This is a genomic window from Allobosea sp. OK403, from assembly GCF_900113835.1.
Lineage (GTDB): Bacteria > Pseudomonadota > Alphaproteobacteria > Rhizobiales > Beijerinckiaceae > Allobosea.
In genome coordinates this window covers 55,337-69,216 of sequence record NZ_FOQV01000010.1, presented here as the reverse complement: position 1 = coordinate 69,216, position 13,880 = coordinate 55,337, and the positions used below count along the sequence as shown (strand labels likewise).

At 65.4% G+C, this 13,880-nt stretch carries 14 protein-coding genes; 11 read left to right on the top strand and 3 right to left on the bottom strand.

The window, feature by feature from the left end:
• Positions 1-18 precede the first annotated feature (18 nt).
• The 8 genes from BMZ97_RS24830 (at position 19) to BMZ97_RS24795 (ending at position 8,207) form a co-directional block, all read left to right on the top strand.
• Complete coding sequence (locus tag BMZ97_RS24830) at positions 19-1,209, top strand: HlyD family secretion protein (RefSeq protein ID WP_092176179.1); 1,191 nt, start codon at positions 19-21, stop codon at positions 1,207-1,209.
• A gap of 31 nt (positions 1,210-1,240) precedes the next feature.
• Positions 1,241-2,830 (top strand): MDR family MFS transporter, encoded by a 1,590-nt coding sequence (locus tag BMZ97_RS24825; RefSeq protein WP_092176176.1) that lies wholly within the window; start codon positions 1,241-1,243, stop codon positions 2,828-2,830.
• 82 nt (positions 2,831-2,912) lie between these two features.
• Entirely contained in the window at positions 2,913-3,923 is a 1,011-nt protein-coding gene (locus BMZ97_RS24820; RefSeq protein WP_092176173.1) for an aldo/keto reductase, read from the top strand.
• Between the two features lie 16 nt (positions 3,924-3,939).
• On the top strand, positions 3,940-5,124 hold the full coding sequence (locus tag BMZ97_RS24815; RefSeq protein ID WP_092176171.1) for a thiolase family protein: 1,185 nt from the start codon (positions 3,940-3,942) through the stop codon (positions 5,122-5,124).
• Positions 5,125-5,577: 453 nt separating this feature from the next.
• The gene (locus tag BMZ97_RS24810; protein ID WP_092176168.1) at positions 5,578-5,922 is read left to right on the top strand and encodes an ArsR/SmtB family transcription factor; all 345 of its coding nucleotides are present in this window, start codon (positions 5,578-5,580) and stop codon (positions 5,920-5,922) included.
• Positions 5,923-6,011: 89 nt separating this feature from the next.
• The gene (locus BMZ97_RS24805) at positions 6,012-6,467 is read left to right on the top strand and encodes an SRPBCC family protein (protein WP_092176166.1); all 456 of its coding nucleotides are present in this window, start codon (positions 6,012-6,014) and stop codon (positions 6,465-6,467) included.
• Between the two features lie 207 nt (positions 6,468-6,674).
• Positions 6,675-7,424: a DUF899 domain-containing protein gene (locus tag BMZ97_RS24800; protein ID WP_092176163.1), complete on the top strand. Its 750-nt coding sequence runs from the start codon at positions 6,675-6,677 to the stop codon at positions 7,422-7,424.
• Positions 7,425-7,496: 72 nt separating this feature from the next.
• Positions 7,497-8,207 (top strand): DUF1428 domain-containing protein, encoded by a 711-nt coding sequence (locus BMZ97_RS24795; RefSeq protein WP_092176160.1) that lies wholly within the window; start codon positions 7,497-7,499, stop codon positions 8,205-8,207.
• Positions 8,208-8,584: 377 nt separating this feature from the next.
• Here BMZ97_RS24795 and BMZ97_RS24790 read toward each other — a convergent pair whose 3' ends face one another.
• Complete coding sequence (locus BMZ97_RS24790; protein WP_092176159.1) at positions 8,585-9,811, bottom strand: SMP-30/gluconolactonase/LRE family protein; 1,227 nt, start codon at positions 9,809-9,811, stop codon at positions 8,585-8,587.
• A 337-nt stretch (positions 9,812-10,148) separates the two neighbouring features.
• On the opposite strand from BMZ97_RS24790, the gene BMZ97_RS24785 reads away from it, so the two are divergent.
• Together BMZ97_RS24785 and BMZ97_RS24780 are read left to right on the top strand one after the other, a co-directional pair.
• Positions 10,149-10,982 carry a sulfite exporter TauE/SafE family protein gene (locus BMZ97_RS24785; protein ID WP_092176157.1) on the top strand — a complete coding sequence of 278 codons (834 nt, stop codon included), beginning with the start codon at positions 10,149-10,151 and terminating at the stop codon, positions 10,980-10,982.
• A 29-nt stretch (positions 10,983-11,011) separates the two neighbouring features.
• Entirely contained in the window at positions 11,012-11,503 is a 492-nt protein-coding gene (locus BMZ97_RS24780) for a GNAT family N-acetyltransferase (protein WP_092176154.1), read from the top strand.
• Between the two features lie 131 nt (positions 11,504-11,634).
• Here the strand turns inward: BMZ97_RS24780 and BMZ97_RS24775 are convergent, their stop codons facing one another.
• Both BMZ97_RS24775 and BMZ97_RS24770 read right to left on the bottom strand, forming a co-directional pair.
• Complete coding sequence (locus tag BMZ97_RS24775; RefSeq protein WP_092176151.1) at positions 11,635-11,832, bottom strand: DUF1289 domain-containing protein; 198 nt, start codon at positions 11,830-11,832, stop codon at positions 11,635-11,637.
• Positions 11,829-12,719: an adenosylcobinamide-GDP ribazoletransferase gene (locus BMZ97_RS24770; RefSeq protein WP_092176149.1), complete on the bottom strand. Its 891-nt coding sequence runs from the start codon at positions 12,717-12,719 to the stop codon at positions 11,829-11,831. The genes BMZ97_RS24775 and BMZ97_RS24770 overlap by 4 nt, the downstream gene beginning before the upstream one ends.
• A gap of 129 nt (positions 12,720-12,848) precedes the next feature.
• Here BMZ97_RS24770 and cobT point away from each other — a divergent pair, with 129 nt between their 5' ends.
• Positions 12,849-13,880, top strand: a complete 1,032-nt coding sequence (cobT, locus tag BMZ97_RS24765; protein WP_092176449.1) for a nicotinate-nucleotide--dimethylbenzimidazole phosphoribosyltransferase — start codon at positions 12,849-12,851, stop codon at positions 13,878-13,880.

The following is a 13,880-nucleotide window of genomic DNA, read 5'->3' as shown; positions in this document are numbered from 1 at the left end:
CCATTAGGAGCTGGATCGATGAGCACACATGAAGATCGCATCAAAGCCGAGCGCGCCGTGCCTGGCGAGCGGGTTGTCCCGGTACCCACGGTTGAAAAGCCGGCCGATTCTGCTTTGTCGCTGCCGCCAGAGGAAAAAGCTCGCAGCAACCACGGCCTGCGCCGCTTGGCTCTGGGAGGCGTCGCACTGATCGCGCTCGTTGGCATCGGCTATTGGGGTCATGGGTATTGGAACGTCGGTCGCTTTCAGATCTCGACGGACGATGCCTATGTGAAGGCCGACAGCACCACGATTGCTCCGAAGGTCTCCGGCTATATCGGCGAAGTGCTGGTTCGCGACAACGAACCGGTCAAGGCCGGCCAGGCTCTTGCCCGGATCGACGATCGAGACTTCCGCGTCGCGCTTGATCAGGCAAAGGCCGACGTCGAAGCAGCCCGAGCCGCCGTCGCCAGCAAGCTGGCCCAGCTTGAGGCCCAGCAGTCTGCGATCGACACAGCCAAGGCGACGGTCGAAGTCGACAAGGCAAATGCGAATTTCGCCGAGCAGGACAACGAGCGCTACGCCAACCTCGCCAAGACGGGCTATGGCTCCGTGCAGAACGCCCAGGCGGCGGTCGCCAAAATCTCGGCTGCGCGTGCTGCGATCGATCGCGATGTCGCTACGCTCGCCCAGGCACAAAAGCAGGTTGATCTGATCAAGGCCGACTTGGCCCAGGCGAGGGCCACGGTCTCTCATGACGAAGCCGTTCAGCATCAGGCCGAACTCAACTTATCCTATACCGCCGTTCTCGCTCCCGTGGACGGCATTGTCGGAAACCGGACGCTTCGGGTCGGCCAGTATGTCCAGGCGGGCACGCAGCTGATGGCCGTTGTTCCGGTCGCGAACGCCTATGTCGTTGCGAATTTCAAGGAAACACAGCTGACCCATGTGAAGCCCGGTCAGAAGGTCGAGATCGAGGTCGACATGTTCCCGGGTGTCACGGTGGAGGGGCATATCGACAGCATCGCCCCGGCCAGCGGCCAGGAATTCGCCCTGCTTCCGCCCGACAATGCGACCGGCAACTTCACCAAGGTCGTCCAGCGCGTTCCGGTCAAGATCGCCCTCGATCCCGGCCACAGCCTTACTGGCAGCCTGCGACCTGGCATGTCGGTCGTTCCGACTATCGACACCAAGGTTTCCGAGAACAATTCAGTGGCGGACGCGCGGTAGTCCGCGCGCCCGGCTTGCAAGGAGCTGGGCCATGTCTACGCAAATGCCGACCGTTGCCCCATCGACCCCGTCAACCGGGGACAAGGCGAGCTTGTCGACCTGGATCGCGATCACGGCCGGGGCCATCGGGGCCTTCATGGCGATCCTCAACATTCAGATCACCAATGCCTCGCTGCTCGATATCGAGGGAGGCATCGGCACCGGCATCGACAACGGCGCCTGGATCTCGACGTCCTACCTGATCGGCGAAATCATCGTCATTCCTCTGACGAGTTTTCTCAGCCGCGTCTTCTCGTTCAAGCTCTATATGATCTGGAGCACGATCGCGTTCGCCCTGTTCTCGATGGCCTGCGCCTTCGCCAGCAATCTCGGCGAGATGATCGCCATGCGCGGCCTTCAGGGCTTTGCCGGCGGCGTGCTCATCCCGATGGCTTTCACCATGGTCGCGACCCGCCTGCCGAAATCGCAGCAGCCGATGGGCCTGGCCATGTTCGCGCTAGCGGTGACATTCGCTCCGGCGATCGGGCCGACGATTGGTGGCTACCTCACCGAGAACTACGGCTGGCAGACGATCTTCTTCATCAACACGCTGCCCAGCGTCGCGATGGTGGTCGCGCTTTCGCTGACGCTTGAAAAGCAGCCATTACAGCTGGGCCTTCTCAAGGAGGGCGACTGGGCTGGCATCGCGACGATGGCGATTGGCCTGTCGGCGCTGCAGACCCTGCTCGAGGAGGGCAACAAGGAGGACTGGTTCCAGTCGACCTTCATCGTCCGTCTCGCGGCGATTGCCGCTGTGTTTCTGGCGGCCTTTATCTGGATCGAGCTGACGGTCAAGAAGCCGCTTGTCGATCTCTCGCTGTTGAGGAACCGCAACTTTACGGTCGGCACGCTGTCGAACGTCCTGGTCGGGTTTGGCCTGTTCGGCTCGGTCTATGTCCTGCCGCAGTATCTCGGCCAGGTGCAGGGCTATAACGCCGAGCAGATCGGCATGGTCCTCGCGTGGACCGGGCTCCCGCAGCTTCTCCTGATTCCGCTCGTCCCGATGCTGATGAAGCGCTTCGACATCCGTTACATCACCTTCGTCGGCATCGCCCTGTTCGCCGCCTCATGTTTCATGAACACGCATATGTCGCTGAACTATTCCGGCGACCAGCTGTTCTGGCCCAACGTCGTGCGTGCCGTCGGCCAGTCGATGGTGATCACCCCGCTGACGGCGATTGCGATGATGAGCATCCAGCCGAAGGACGCGGCGAACGCGTCGGGTCTGTTCAACATGCTCCGTAATCTCGGAGGTGCGGTCGGCACTGCGGTGCTTGGGACGATCATCACCAAGCGGGAGCAGTTCCATTCAAACATCATCGGACAGGCCGTCACGCCCTTCCGCGACGAGGTCAGGGGCCGCCTCGACCAGATGACGGGCTACTTCATGTCGCACGGCGTCTCGGATCATGCGGCCGCCCAGCAGCAGGCGGTCATCGTGCTCGGCAAAACGGTGAAGCGGCAGGCGTTGGTCATGGGCTTCAGCGACACCTTCGCGATCATCGGCGTCATCCTGGCCATCGCGGCTGTTGCGATCCTGTTCGCCCGAAAAGGGCAGGGCAGTTCGGCTGCCGCGCACTGATCACCACAACCAAGGTCGGCCACCCGCCGCAGGCGAGTTTCCCAAAAATTCCCAACCTCCTCCACACTCCGGGACACATCCCATGAAATACAAGCTATTTGGCCGCTCAGGCCTGCGCGTTTCCGAAATCGCACTCGGAACTGCCAATTTCGGCATCGCCTGGGGGCATGGTGCCGATGCCGAGACAAGCCGCGCCATCTTCGACGCCTTTGCGGCGGCCGGCGGCAATTTCATCGATACAGCCGACATCTACCAGTTCGGCCAGTCTGAGGCGATGCTCGGCGAATTGCTGCAGGGCCGGCGCGAGGAGTTCGTGCTGGCAACGAAATTCACGAATGGTGCGGCCCCAAATGCCAGCCGCCTCGTCACCGGCAACAGCCGCAAAGCGATGGTCGCCTCGGTCGAAGCGAGTCTGAAGCGGCTGAAGACCGACCGGATCGATATCTACTGGGTGCACCATCCCGATGGCTTGACGCCTTCGGAGGAAATCGTGCGCGGTTTCGACGACCTCGCTCGGGCGGGCAAGATCCTTTATGGCGGCCTCTCGAACTTTCCGGCCTGGCGGCTGGCACGCGCCGTTACGCTGGCCGAGTTGACGCGTGCCGTGCCGATCGCTGCCGCGCAGTTCGAGCACAGCCTCGTACACCGCGAGCCGGAGGCCGACCTCTTCCCTGCGAGTGAGGCGCTGGGCTTGGGTGTCGTCACATGGTCTCCGCTCGGTGGCGGCGTGCTGACCGGCAAGTATCGCCGTGGCGAGAAGGGGAGGGCCGAGGCGCTGGGCGGCAAGGTCTTCCAGGCCGAGGATACAGCCCAGCGCAGTGCCACCCTCGACATCGTGCTCGCCATCGCCGGAGAGCGCGGTGTTAGCCCGGACCAGGTCGCCATCGCCTGGGCGGGCGCCCGTGACGCCGTGCCCATGATCGGACCGCGCTCGCTCGAGCAACTGAGGAGCAATCTCGGCGCGACAGATCTCGCGCTCTCGTTAGAGGAAGTCGACCGGCTCGATGCGGTGAGCCTCCCGGCTAGTGCCGCCGGAGCCGAGCCTGCGAGCCCGCAGGGCGACGCCGTCAAGGCACTGCGCGCGGTCGCCTGAGAAAGAGGAGCCAATCATGCCGAAGACCGAAATCATCCTCGCCCATCCCGTTCGCACTCCGATCGGCGGCTATAATGGTGCGCTGAAGGGCACGCCTGCCACTGCGCTCGGTGCTATCGTGGTTCGCGAAACGCTGAAGCGCGCCGGCCTCGATCCGGCGGCGCTTGACGCTGTCGTCATGGGCAATGTCGTGCAGGCCGGCAACCGGATGAACCCAGCCCGGCAAGCCTCGATCGGTGGGGGCGTACCGGTTGCCGTGCCGGCACTCACGGTCAACCGCGTCTGCGGGTCCGGCGCACAGGCCATCGTCTCGGCTGCTCAGGAAATCCGCGCGGGAGACGCCTCCGTTGCGGTCGCCGGCGGCATGGAGAACATGGATCGAGCGCCCTACCTCGTCGAGGGCGGGCGCTGGGGCTATCGCATGGGACCTGCGACCATGCTCGACAGCATGCTGACCGATGGGCTCAACGACGCCTTCTCCGGTGAGCATTCCGGCTGGCACACCGAGGATCTTGTCGCGAAGCTCCAGATCTCGCGTCGAGATCAGGACGAATTCGCCGCACGTTCGCAGCAGCGTTTCGCAGAGGCCCAGAAGGCGGGCAGCTTCACGGAGGAAATCATCCCGGTGGAGCTCAAGGGCCGGAAGGGACCGGAGCTCTTTGCTGCCGATGAAGCGCCACGCCCGGATACGACCGTCGAGCTGTTGGCGAAGCTGAAACCGGCCTTCCGGGCGGAGGGCACGATTACCGCGGGCAACGCGCCCGGCCTCAACAGCGCGGCTGCCGCGATGATCGTGGCGGATCGCGGTTATGCGGAGACGAACGGCATCCAGCCAATCGGGCGGCTGGTCGCACATGGCGTCGCGGCGGTGGAGCCCGGCATGTTCGGTCTCGGTCCGGTGCCGGCCGTACGCAAGGCGCTCGAACGCGCAGGCTGGACGCTCGGCGATATCGAGCGCATCGAGATCAACGAGGCGTTCGCCGCCGTTCCCATCGCGGTCGCACGCGAACTCGGCCTGCCGGAGGACATCGTCAATGTCGAGGGCGGCGCTATCGCCCATGGCCATCCGATCGGTGCTACCGGCGCGATCCTCGTGACGCGGCTACTGCATTCGATGAAGCGCAACGGCATCCGCAGGGGCATGGTCACGCTCTGCATCGGCGGTGGGCAGGGCATCGCGCTCGCCCTCGAAACGCTCTGACCGCGGAGGCCGCCATGACCGACGTTGCAACCGCCATGGCGGCGCTCTCGATTGCGAGACGCCGGTAGACCCACGCACATGGCGCCTGCTTGAGGCACGCTCATCATGGGCCTGCCTTTGCTGAGAGGGCACGAGCATTCCTGAAGGTGCTCGACGCGACGGTCTGCCACTTCACGCTGTGGATCGCGCTGCACGGCATCTAGCGCAGAACGACACAATTCAAATATCGGCCTATCTCGAAAGCTATTCTCGACCGGGCGTTGCGCACCAGAGAAGAAGTGCATCGATTAACCCGCGTCTTTTGGTAGTCGGTAATGCCGACGAGCTTCGCTCGCCTGCGCCGGCTCACTGCCGCCTTATACCGGCAAACCTCCTGCATTGATGCATCTGCGACAGTCGCGAAGCGCGAAGCTAGGCTTGACGGCGCCGTGTCGCACGCCTAAACTTAACCCAATGGTTAAGTTTCAAGAGACACAGCTCGACCGCACCTTTTCCGCTCTGTCCGATCCGACGCGGCGGGCGCTGCTGGCGCGTCTTGAGGGGGAGGACGGGCTTTCGATCAGCGACTTGGCGCGGCCCTTTCCGGTCTCGCTGCCGGCGATCATGAAGCATCTCGACGTGCTCTCCGATGCTGGGCTGGTCACGCGCTCGAAGCAGGGGCGCACGGTGTCGTGCCGCCTCAACGCGGAACCGATGGAGGAGGCGATGGGCTGGCTCGCGCGCTACCAACGGTTCTGGACGCAGCGCCTCGACGCGCTGGAGGCGATGCTGAACGCGCAGCGCCAAGAGAAGACGTGAAAGAGAGAAGACCTGAAAGAGAAGACCTGAAAGACGACGCCCGAACGAGGGCGGCGCCTGAAACAAGAAACGCGCCGGGAGGCGATGCGATGGACGCTCGAGCCAAAACCACTCCGACCAAGACCACTCCGAGCCTGACGATGAAGCGGCGCTTGAACGCCAGCCCCGCCGAGGTCTATCGGGCCTGGACCGATCCCAAGCTGCTGACGCGCTGGTTCGGGCCGGAGAATGTCGAGACGCTGGAGGCTGAGCTCGATGTCCGGGTCGGCGGCGTCTACCGCATCGTGATGCTGGAAAACACCGGCGTGCGGCATCAGGTTTCGGGCGCCTATCAGGAGGTCGTCGCAAACGAGCGGCTGGTCTTCAGCTGGTCCTGGGTGACGACGCCCGAGCGCGTCTCGCGCGTCACGGTCACGCTGAAGCCCGATGGCGACATCACCATCCTGACGCTGCTGCACGAGCAGCTCTTCGACGAGCAGGTGGTCAAGAGCCACACCCATGGCTGGACCGGCTCGATGGTCAAGCTGGAGGCGTTGTTCGCCTGATCGCGGATGCGATCGGCAACGGCTTTGGAGACTAGAGCGTTTTCGAGCGAAGTGGATACCGGTTCGCGTGAAGAAAACGCGTCAAAACAAGGAGTTAGAGCAGCTTCCGATCCAATTGAATCGGAAGCTGCTCTAACCGACCGGGCAAACTGCTGTCGACAAGAGCCCGGCCCAACCAAAAAGCCTGCCCAACAAGGAGACGAGACGATGCAACATCAAGTCGTATCCCGCGAAGACTGGCTCTCGGCCCGTAAGGCCCATCTCGCCCGCGAAAAGGCGTTCACCCGGCAGCGTGACGCGCTCAGCGCCGAGCGGCGCGCCTTGCCCTGGGTCAGGGTCGACAAGGATTATGCTTTTGAGGGGCAGGGTGGCCGCCTGACGCTGGCCGATCTGTTCGGCGGCAACAGCCAGCTCGTGATCTATCATTTCATGTTCGGGCCGGGCTGGACGGAAGGCTGCCCGGGCTGCTCCTTCCTCGCCGACCATTTCGACGGCGCAAACCTGCATCTGAAGCATCATGATGTCAGCCTCGTCGCCGTGTCGCGGGCGCCCTATGCGGAGTTCCAGCCGTTCCGGAAGCGCATGGGCTGGGATTTCGCCTGGGTCTCCTCGGAGGGCTGCGCCTTCAACGACGACTTCCACGTCTCGCCGAGCCCGGCCGAGCGTGCGGCGCGCCGCTACGACTACAATTACGAGATGCATGACGGGGAGGGCGGCGAGATGCCGGGCTTCAGCGTGTTCTATCGCAACGAGGCCGGCGAGATCTTCCACACCTACTCGACTTATGCGCGCGGCGGCGACCTGCTGATCGGGGCGAACAACTTTCTCGACATGATGCCGAAGGGCCGCAACGAAACGACGATCATGGACTGGATGCGCCACCATGATCGCTACGAGGACAAACCCGCCGCGACGGGAGCCTCCGAGCCGGCGCCCGCGAGCGCCTGCTGCGGCTGAGGCCGCTCAACTGAACGATCTAATCAGATCGGACATTCCTCTAACCCGCCTCGAACCCAAGGGAGTGAAGCCATGACCTATGTGCAAGGATTCGTCGTCGCCGTTCCGGCCGCGAACAAGGAGGCCTATCGCAAGCATGCCGCTGATGCCGCCCCGATCTTCAGGGAGTTCGGCGCGACCCGCCTCGTCGAGGCCTGGGGCGACGACATCCCCGACGGCAAGCTGACCGACTTCAAGGGCGCAGTGAACGCTGCGCCAGACGAGGTCGTCGTCTTCTCCTGGCTCGAATTTCCCGACAAGGCTGTCGCCGACGCGGCAAATGAGAAGATGATGAGCGACCCGCGCATGAAGGAGATGGGCGCGTCCATGCCCTTCGACGGCAAGCGCATGATCTATGGCGGTTTCGCGTCGCTTGCCGAGCAGGGCGTCAGCAGTGGCATGGCCTATGTCGACGGCATGGTCGCAGCGGTTCCGACCGGCAACAAGGACGCCTATCGCGACTTCTGCAGGCATCATGGCGCCGTTCTGCGCGAACACGGGGCTGCCCGCGTCGTCGACAGCTGGGGCGAGGATGTTCCCGACGGCAAGCTCACCGATTTCACGCGGGCAGTGAAAGCGACGGGTGACGAGAAGGTGGTCTATTCCTGGATCGAGTGGCCCTCAAAGGCGGTCCGCGATGCCGGCTGGCAGAAGGTCATGGCCGATCCGCGGATGCAGCGCGAGATGCCCTTCGACGGCAAGCGCCTGATCCATGGTGGCTTCAGGCCGATCCTCGACGCGTAAGGCCGAGGTCTTCGGCGGGCGCGGGGAACCCCTCTCCCGCATCGAAGTCGGGTATACCCGACTTCGACACTTTGAGTGCTGAACCCGGGTATACCCGGGTTCAGTGAGAGGGGCAGGGGTGAGGGTGTGCCCTCTCAGTAGAAGGCGCTGCGGCGCGGTTGTGCCCCAACAATCAGCGGCAGGCCCTCATCCCTGCCCTTCTCCCATCCGGGAGAAGGGTTCCCCGCGCCTCTCGACGAGGCGCGCAGCCTCGAGAATAACGCCATCGGTCGTCGCTGAAGGCCGTCAGTATAAGGCCATCCGCTGTGCCGCCGGAATGACGGAGGAGCCTCGGAGCAGACGCCCCGGGGCTCCTCCATGAGTGACATCAGGCTGGCTCAGCCCGGCCCAGCCCCCTGCGTCGCGAGATACACCGCGTAGATCGACTGGCTCGCGGCCATGAACAGCCGGTTTCGCTTGGGGCCGCCGAAGCAGATGTTGCCGCAGACCTCCGGCAGCCTGATCCGGCCGATCACCTTGCCGGCCGGGTTGAACACCGTGACGCCGTTATAACCGACATTGCGCCCAGCATTGGACGAGGCCCAGAGATTGCCCTCGACATCGCAGCGCAAGCCGTCCGGCCCGCAATTGATGCCGTCGATCATGCAATCGGCGAAGAGCTTCTGGTTCGAGAGCTTGTTGTCGGCGCCGACATCGAAGACATGGATGTCGCCCTTGCCGCCCGGCCCGGTGTCGCCCGGCCCTTTTCCAGTCGAGCAGATGTAGAGTTTCTTGTAGTCGGGCGAGAAGGCGAGCCCGTTCGGGTCGGGCACCTGCTGCTCGGTGGTGACGATGTCGAGGCGCCCGCTCGGATCGAGCCGGTAGGTGTTGGTCGGCAATTCGCGCTTCGCCAGCCCGATGCCGGGCAGCTGGCCGAGCCGCGGATTGATCTTGCCACTGGCGTTGCTCGGGCCGCCGGCCGCGTCCGGTGCGCCCTCATAGAGCTGGCCGCCATAGGGCGGATCGGTGAACCAGTAGCTGCCGTCGGGATGGGCCGCGATATCGTTGGGCGAGTTCAGCTTCTTGCCCTGGAAACTGTCGGCGAGCACTGTCGCCGAGCCGTCGAGCTCATAGCGCACGACGCGGCGGTTGAGATGCTCGCAGGAGAGCTGCCGGCCCTGGAAATCGAAGCTGTTGCCGTTGCTGTTGCCCGAGGGCGCGCGGAAGACGCTGACATGGCCGTCATCCTCGATCCAGCGCATCTGGCGGTTGCGCGGGATGTCGCTCCAGACCAGATATTGCCCTTGTGCGCTCCAGGCCGGCCCCTCGACCCAGAGCCCGCCGGTCCAGAGCCGTTTGATCGAGGCATTGGGCTGGGCCAGGCCATTGAAGGACGGGTCGACCGCGATGACGTCGGGATCCCAGAAATAGGTCGTCGGCGCGCCGCGCGGGCTGAAATCGCGCGGCGGGTTGGTGATGGTGGTCGGCGGAGCGGCGGGGCTGGCGGCGGTCTGCGCCAGAACGGGGCCGGCTGCCGCGGCGAGCACGCCGGCGCCGGCCGTCCTGATCAGGGCACGCCGCGAAAGCGCGCCTTCTGGAGATGTCGCTTCATAGGGGTCTGTCATCCTAACCTCCCTCAATTTTTATTGATTGAAACGATTTAATCCGGGTGCTGCGTGCCATCCCTGGGTGGTCTCTGTTCCTTTCCGATGATGGGTTGCAGCGGCGTCGCCTGGGACGCGGCCTCAGGATCGGCCGGGCTGTTGCGCTCGGTCGAGCCCTCATGGCAGCGGGGCTGCCTTGCCGCTACCGCATGGGATGAGCCTCGCTACGGTCCGGCTCTTGCTTGCCCGGCACCTGTCTGGCCCGTCCTGTCTTGGCATGCCGGCTCTGCCGCAGGCGCCTTGCCGTCACCGGCGAAATCGCCCACAGGATGTGGCTGACCACCACCGGGCTCATCCCATGTTTGCTGGAATACCGATCGGCGATCTCGTCTTCCTCGCCGTCTCGCTCGTCGTCGCAGGCGCCTTCACCGGCGTGCTCGCGGGCCTTTTCGGCGTCGGCGGCGGCGCGGTCATCGTGCCGGTGCTCTACGAGGTCTTCCGCGTCATCGGCGTGCCCGAAGAGGTGCGCATGCCGCTTTGCGTCGGCACCTCGCTTGCCATCATCATCCCGACCTCGATCCGCTCCTTCAACGCCCATCGCGCCAAGGGGCTGGTCGATCTCGACATTCTCAAGGTCTGGGCCGTGCCGGTCGTGCTCGGCGTCATCCTCGGCAGCTATGTCGCCCGCTTCGCGCCGCCCGACCTGTTCAAGATCGTCTTCGTCGTCGTCGCGGTCGCCAGCGCCATGCGCCTGCTCTTCGCCTCGGATCGCTGGCAGCTCGGCTCCGAGATGCCGGGCAGGCCGCTGATGACGGTCTATGGCGGCATCATCGGCGTGCTCTCGGCCCTGATGGGCATTGGCGGCGGCCAATTGTCGAGCCTGTTCATGACCTTCTATGGCCGCCCGATCCACCAGGCTGTCGCAACCTCCTCGGGGCTGGGCGTGCTGATCTCGATCCCCGGCGCGCTCGGCTTCATCTATGCCGGCTGGCCGAAGATGAACCTCCTGCCGCCGCTCTCGCTCGGCTATGTCTCCTTCATCGGCTTCCTGCTCTTCATCCCGACCTCGATCTGGACGGCCCCGATCGGCGCGCGCCTGGCGCACAGGCTCTCGAAGCGCAAGCTGGAGGTGGCCTTCGGGCTGTTCCTGCTGGTCATCGCCTCACGCTTCCTCTGGTCGCTGCTTGTCTGAAGGGGGCAAGTGATGAAGGGAGGCAAGTGATGGCTGCTCAGACCCGGCAAATCCGCATTCGTCCTCTCACGGAAGCTGACCATCCGGCGCTGGTGGCGCTGATGGTCGAGATGCAGGGGCATTACCGCGTGCCATGCCCGGAGCCGGCGCAGATCCTGGCCGGAATCGCGGCGCCGCCGGCCGGCGTCGAGCTTCTTATCGCTGGGGATGGGGCGGCGCTGCTCGGCTTCGCGGCGGCGGCGGCGATCTATCCCGGCCCCGGCCTGACCTCGGGCTTCTTCCTGAAGGAGCTTTACGTGGCGCGTGAGGCGCGCGGAGCCGGCATCGGCCGCGCCCTGATGCGCGCCCTTGCCGACCTCGCCCTAGTGCGCGGCCATAAGCGTCTCGACTGGACGGCGGACGCCGCCAATCCCGAATTGCTGCGCTTCTATGAGAGCCTGGGCGCGGTCGCGCAGCGGGAGAAGATCTTCTACCGGCTGGCGGGCGAAGCGCTCGTCGCGACGGCGACAGGGTCGGAATAGGCCCCCTCGGCGCCCGCACCCGTCATTGCGAGGAGCGAAGCGACGAAGCAATCCAGCGGGACTGGGTAGGACACCTCGCCCAGTCCCCCCTGGATTGCTTCGCTCCGCTCGCAATGACGGGCGGCGGCTGCTCAGTTTCGATCGACTTGCGCCCGCATGCGTTCGGGCAGCAGCGCCATAACCGCCAGCCGCTGCGCCTCGCTCATCCCGGTCCATTGCGCGATTTCTCGGAGCGTCCGGCAGCAGCCCTGGCAAAGCTTGCTGGCGGGGTCGATCACACAGACCTTGACGCAGGGACTCGATAGGCTTGGACTCGATGCCGCCGTCACGGCTTGGTCGCTCCCAGCATGAGCGCGAAGCCGAGATAGATCGCGATCTCGGAGAGCTGCTGCATCGCGCCGACGATATCGCCGGTCTGCCCGCCGATCAGGCGGCGGCAGAGCCGCTTGAAGACCGCCACGGTGCCGACGCTGAGGAACCAGCCGAGCACCAGGCCGAAGGGCGGCAGGGCGAATGAGGTGTCAAGAACGATCGCAAAGGCAGCCGACAGGCAAAATGCGATCAGGGCCGTGCGTCCCGTCGGCCGGCCGACCGCCACCGATGCGCCCTCCATGCGCGCCGGTTTCTCGGTCGCGAGCAGATAGATGCCCTCCGCCCGCGACCAGGGCGCGGCGATGAGGACGGCGCCGGCCGCAGCCCAAGGGCCCGCCGCCGCCAGGATCGCGGCCAGCGTCGTGACGCGCAGCAGCAGCGACAATCCCAGCGCCATCGCCCCAAAAGTTCCGACGCGGCTGTCCTTCATGATCTCCAGGCGCCGTTCCGGGCTATGTCCGCCGAACAGCCCGTCGGCGGTGTCGGCGAGACCGTCCTCATGGAAGGCCCCGGTGGTGAGCACGAGGGCGGTGACGGCGAGCACGGCTGAAAGCGTCGGGTTGATGCCGGCAAGGCCCGCGCCCAGCAGGATCAGCGCTGCCGGCAGCGCGATGAGGAGGGCGGCGAGCGGCAAGGCGCGCGGCACCAGCCGGAAATCTGGCATGGCGTGGACCTCGCCCTCGCTCGCCAGGCGCGGAAACGGCAGCCGCGAATAGAAGCGCACGCAGATCGCGGTTGCCGCCAGCCAGCCCGGCCAAGTCGGCTTGTCCTGAGATGACGGCTCGTCTTGAAATGACGGCTCGTTTCGCGGGGCGTTTGCGCTCTCGGCCTGCGTCTCGCTCATGGTGTTTCGCTCATGCCGTCTCGTTGTCCTCGATTGTCTTCATGCGCCCGAGCCTATAGCAGCAGCGGCGAGCCGGCCGCCATGGCGAAGCGCCCGGTGCCCATCTCCGCATCGCCCGACGAGACGCCCATGCCCGCTTCCGGCTTGCCCTTCGACGATATCCGCCAGCTCATTGCCGCCATGCCTGGCCCCGACATGGCCGCGGCCAATGCGGTGCGCGCCCGCGACAAGGAATTGACCAAGCCCGCCGGCAGCCTCGGCCGCATGGAGGAGATCGCCGAATGGCTCGCCGCCTGGCAGGCCAAGCCGATCCCGCGCGTCGACCGGCCGCTGGTCTGCGTCTTCGCCGGGAATCACGGCGTCGTGGCCCAGGGCGTCTCCGCCTTTCCGCAGGCGGTGACGCGCCAGATGCTGGAGAATTTCGCCGCCGGCGGCGCGGCGATCAACCAGATCTGCGCGGCTTTCGATATCGGCTTCAAGGTCTTTGACCTCGCGCTCGACCTGCCGACCGGCGATTTCACGCAAGGGGACGCGCTCGACGAGCGCGCCTGCGTCGCCACCATGGCCTTCGGCATGGAGGCGCTCGCGGGCGGGGCTGATCTGCTATGCCTCGGCGAGATGGGCATCGGCAACACCACCTCGGCCGCCGCTATCTATGCCGCGCTCTATGGCGGTGATGCGGCGATGTGGTGCGGCCGCGGCACCGGCGTCGATGATGCGGGTCTGAAGCGCAAGGTCGCCGCCGTCGAGGCGGGGCTTGCCCTGCACGCGGCCCATCTCGGTGACCCGCTCGAGGTCCTGCGCCGCTTCGGCGGGCGCGAGATCGCGGCGATCTGCGGCGCCATCATCGCCGCGCGCTCGCAGCGCATCCCGGTCATTCTCGACGGCTATGTCGTCACTGCCGCCGCCGCGATCCTGCACGCGCTGGAGCCGTCATCGATCGACCATTGCCTCGCCGGTCATCTCTCGGCCGAGGGCGCGCATGCGCAGGTCCTGGCCCGGCTCGGCAAGCAGCCGCTGCTGGCGCTCGACATGCGTTTGGGCGAGGGCACGGGCGCGGCGCTTGCCGCCTCGCTGGTCAAGGCCGCCGCCGCGATCCATTCCGGCATGGCGACCTTCGCTCAGGCCGGTGTGGCGGGGAAGGGGACGGCGGAGGCCTGA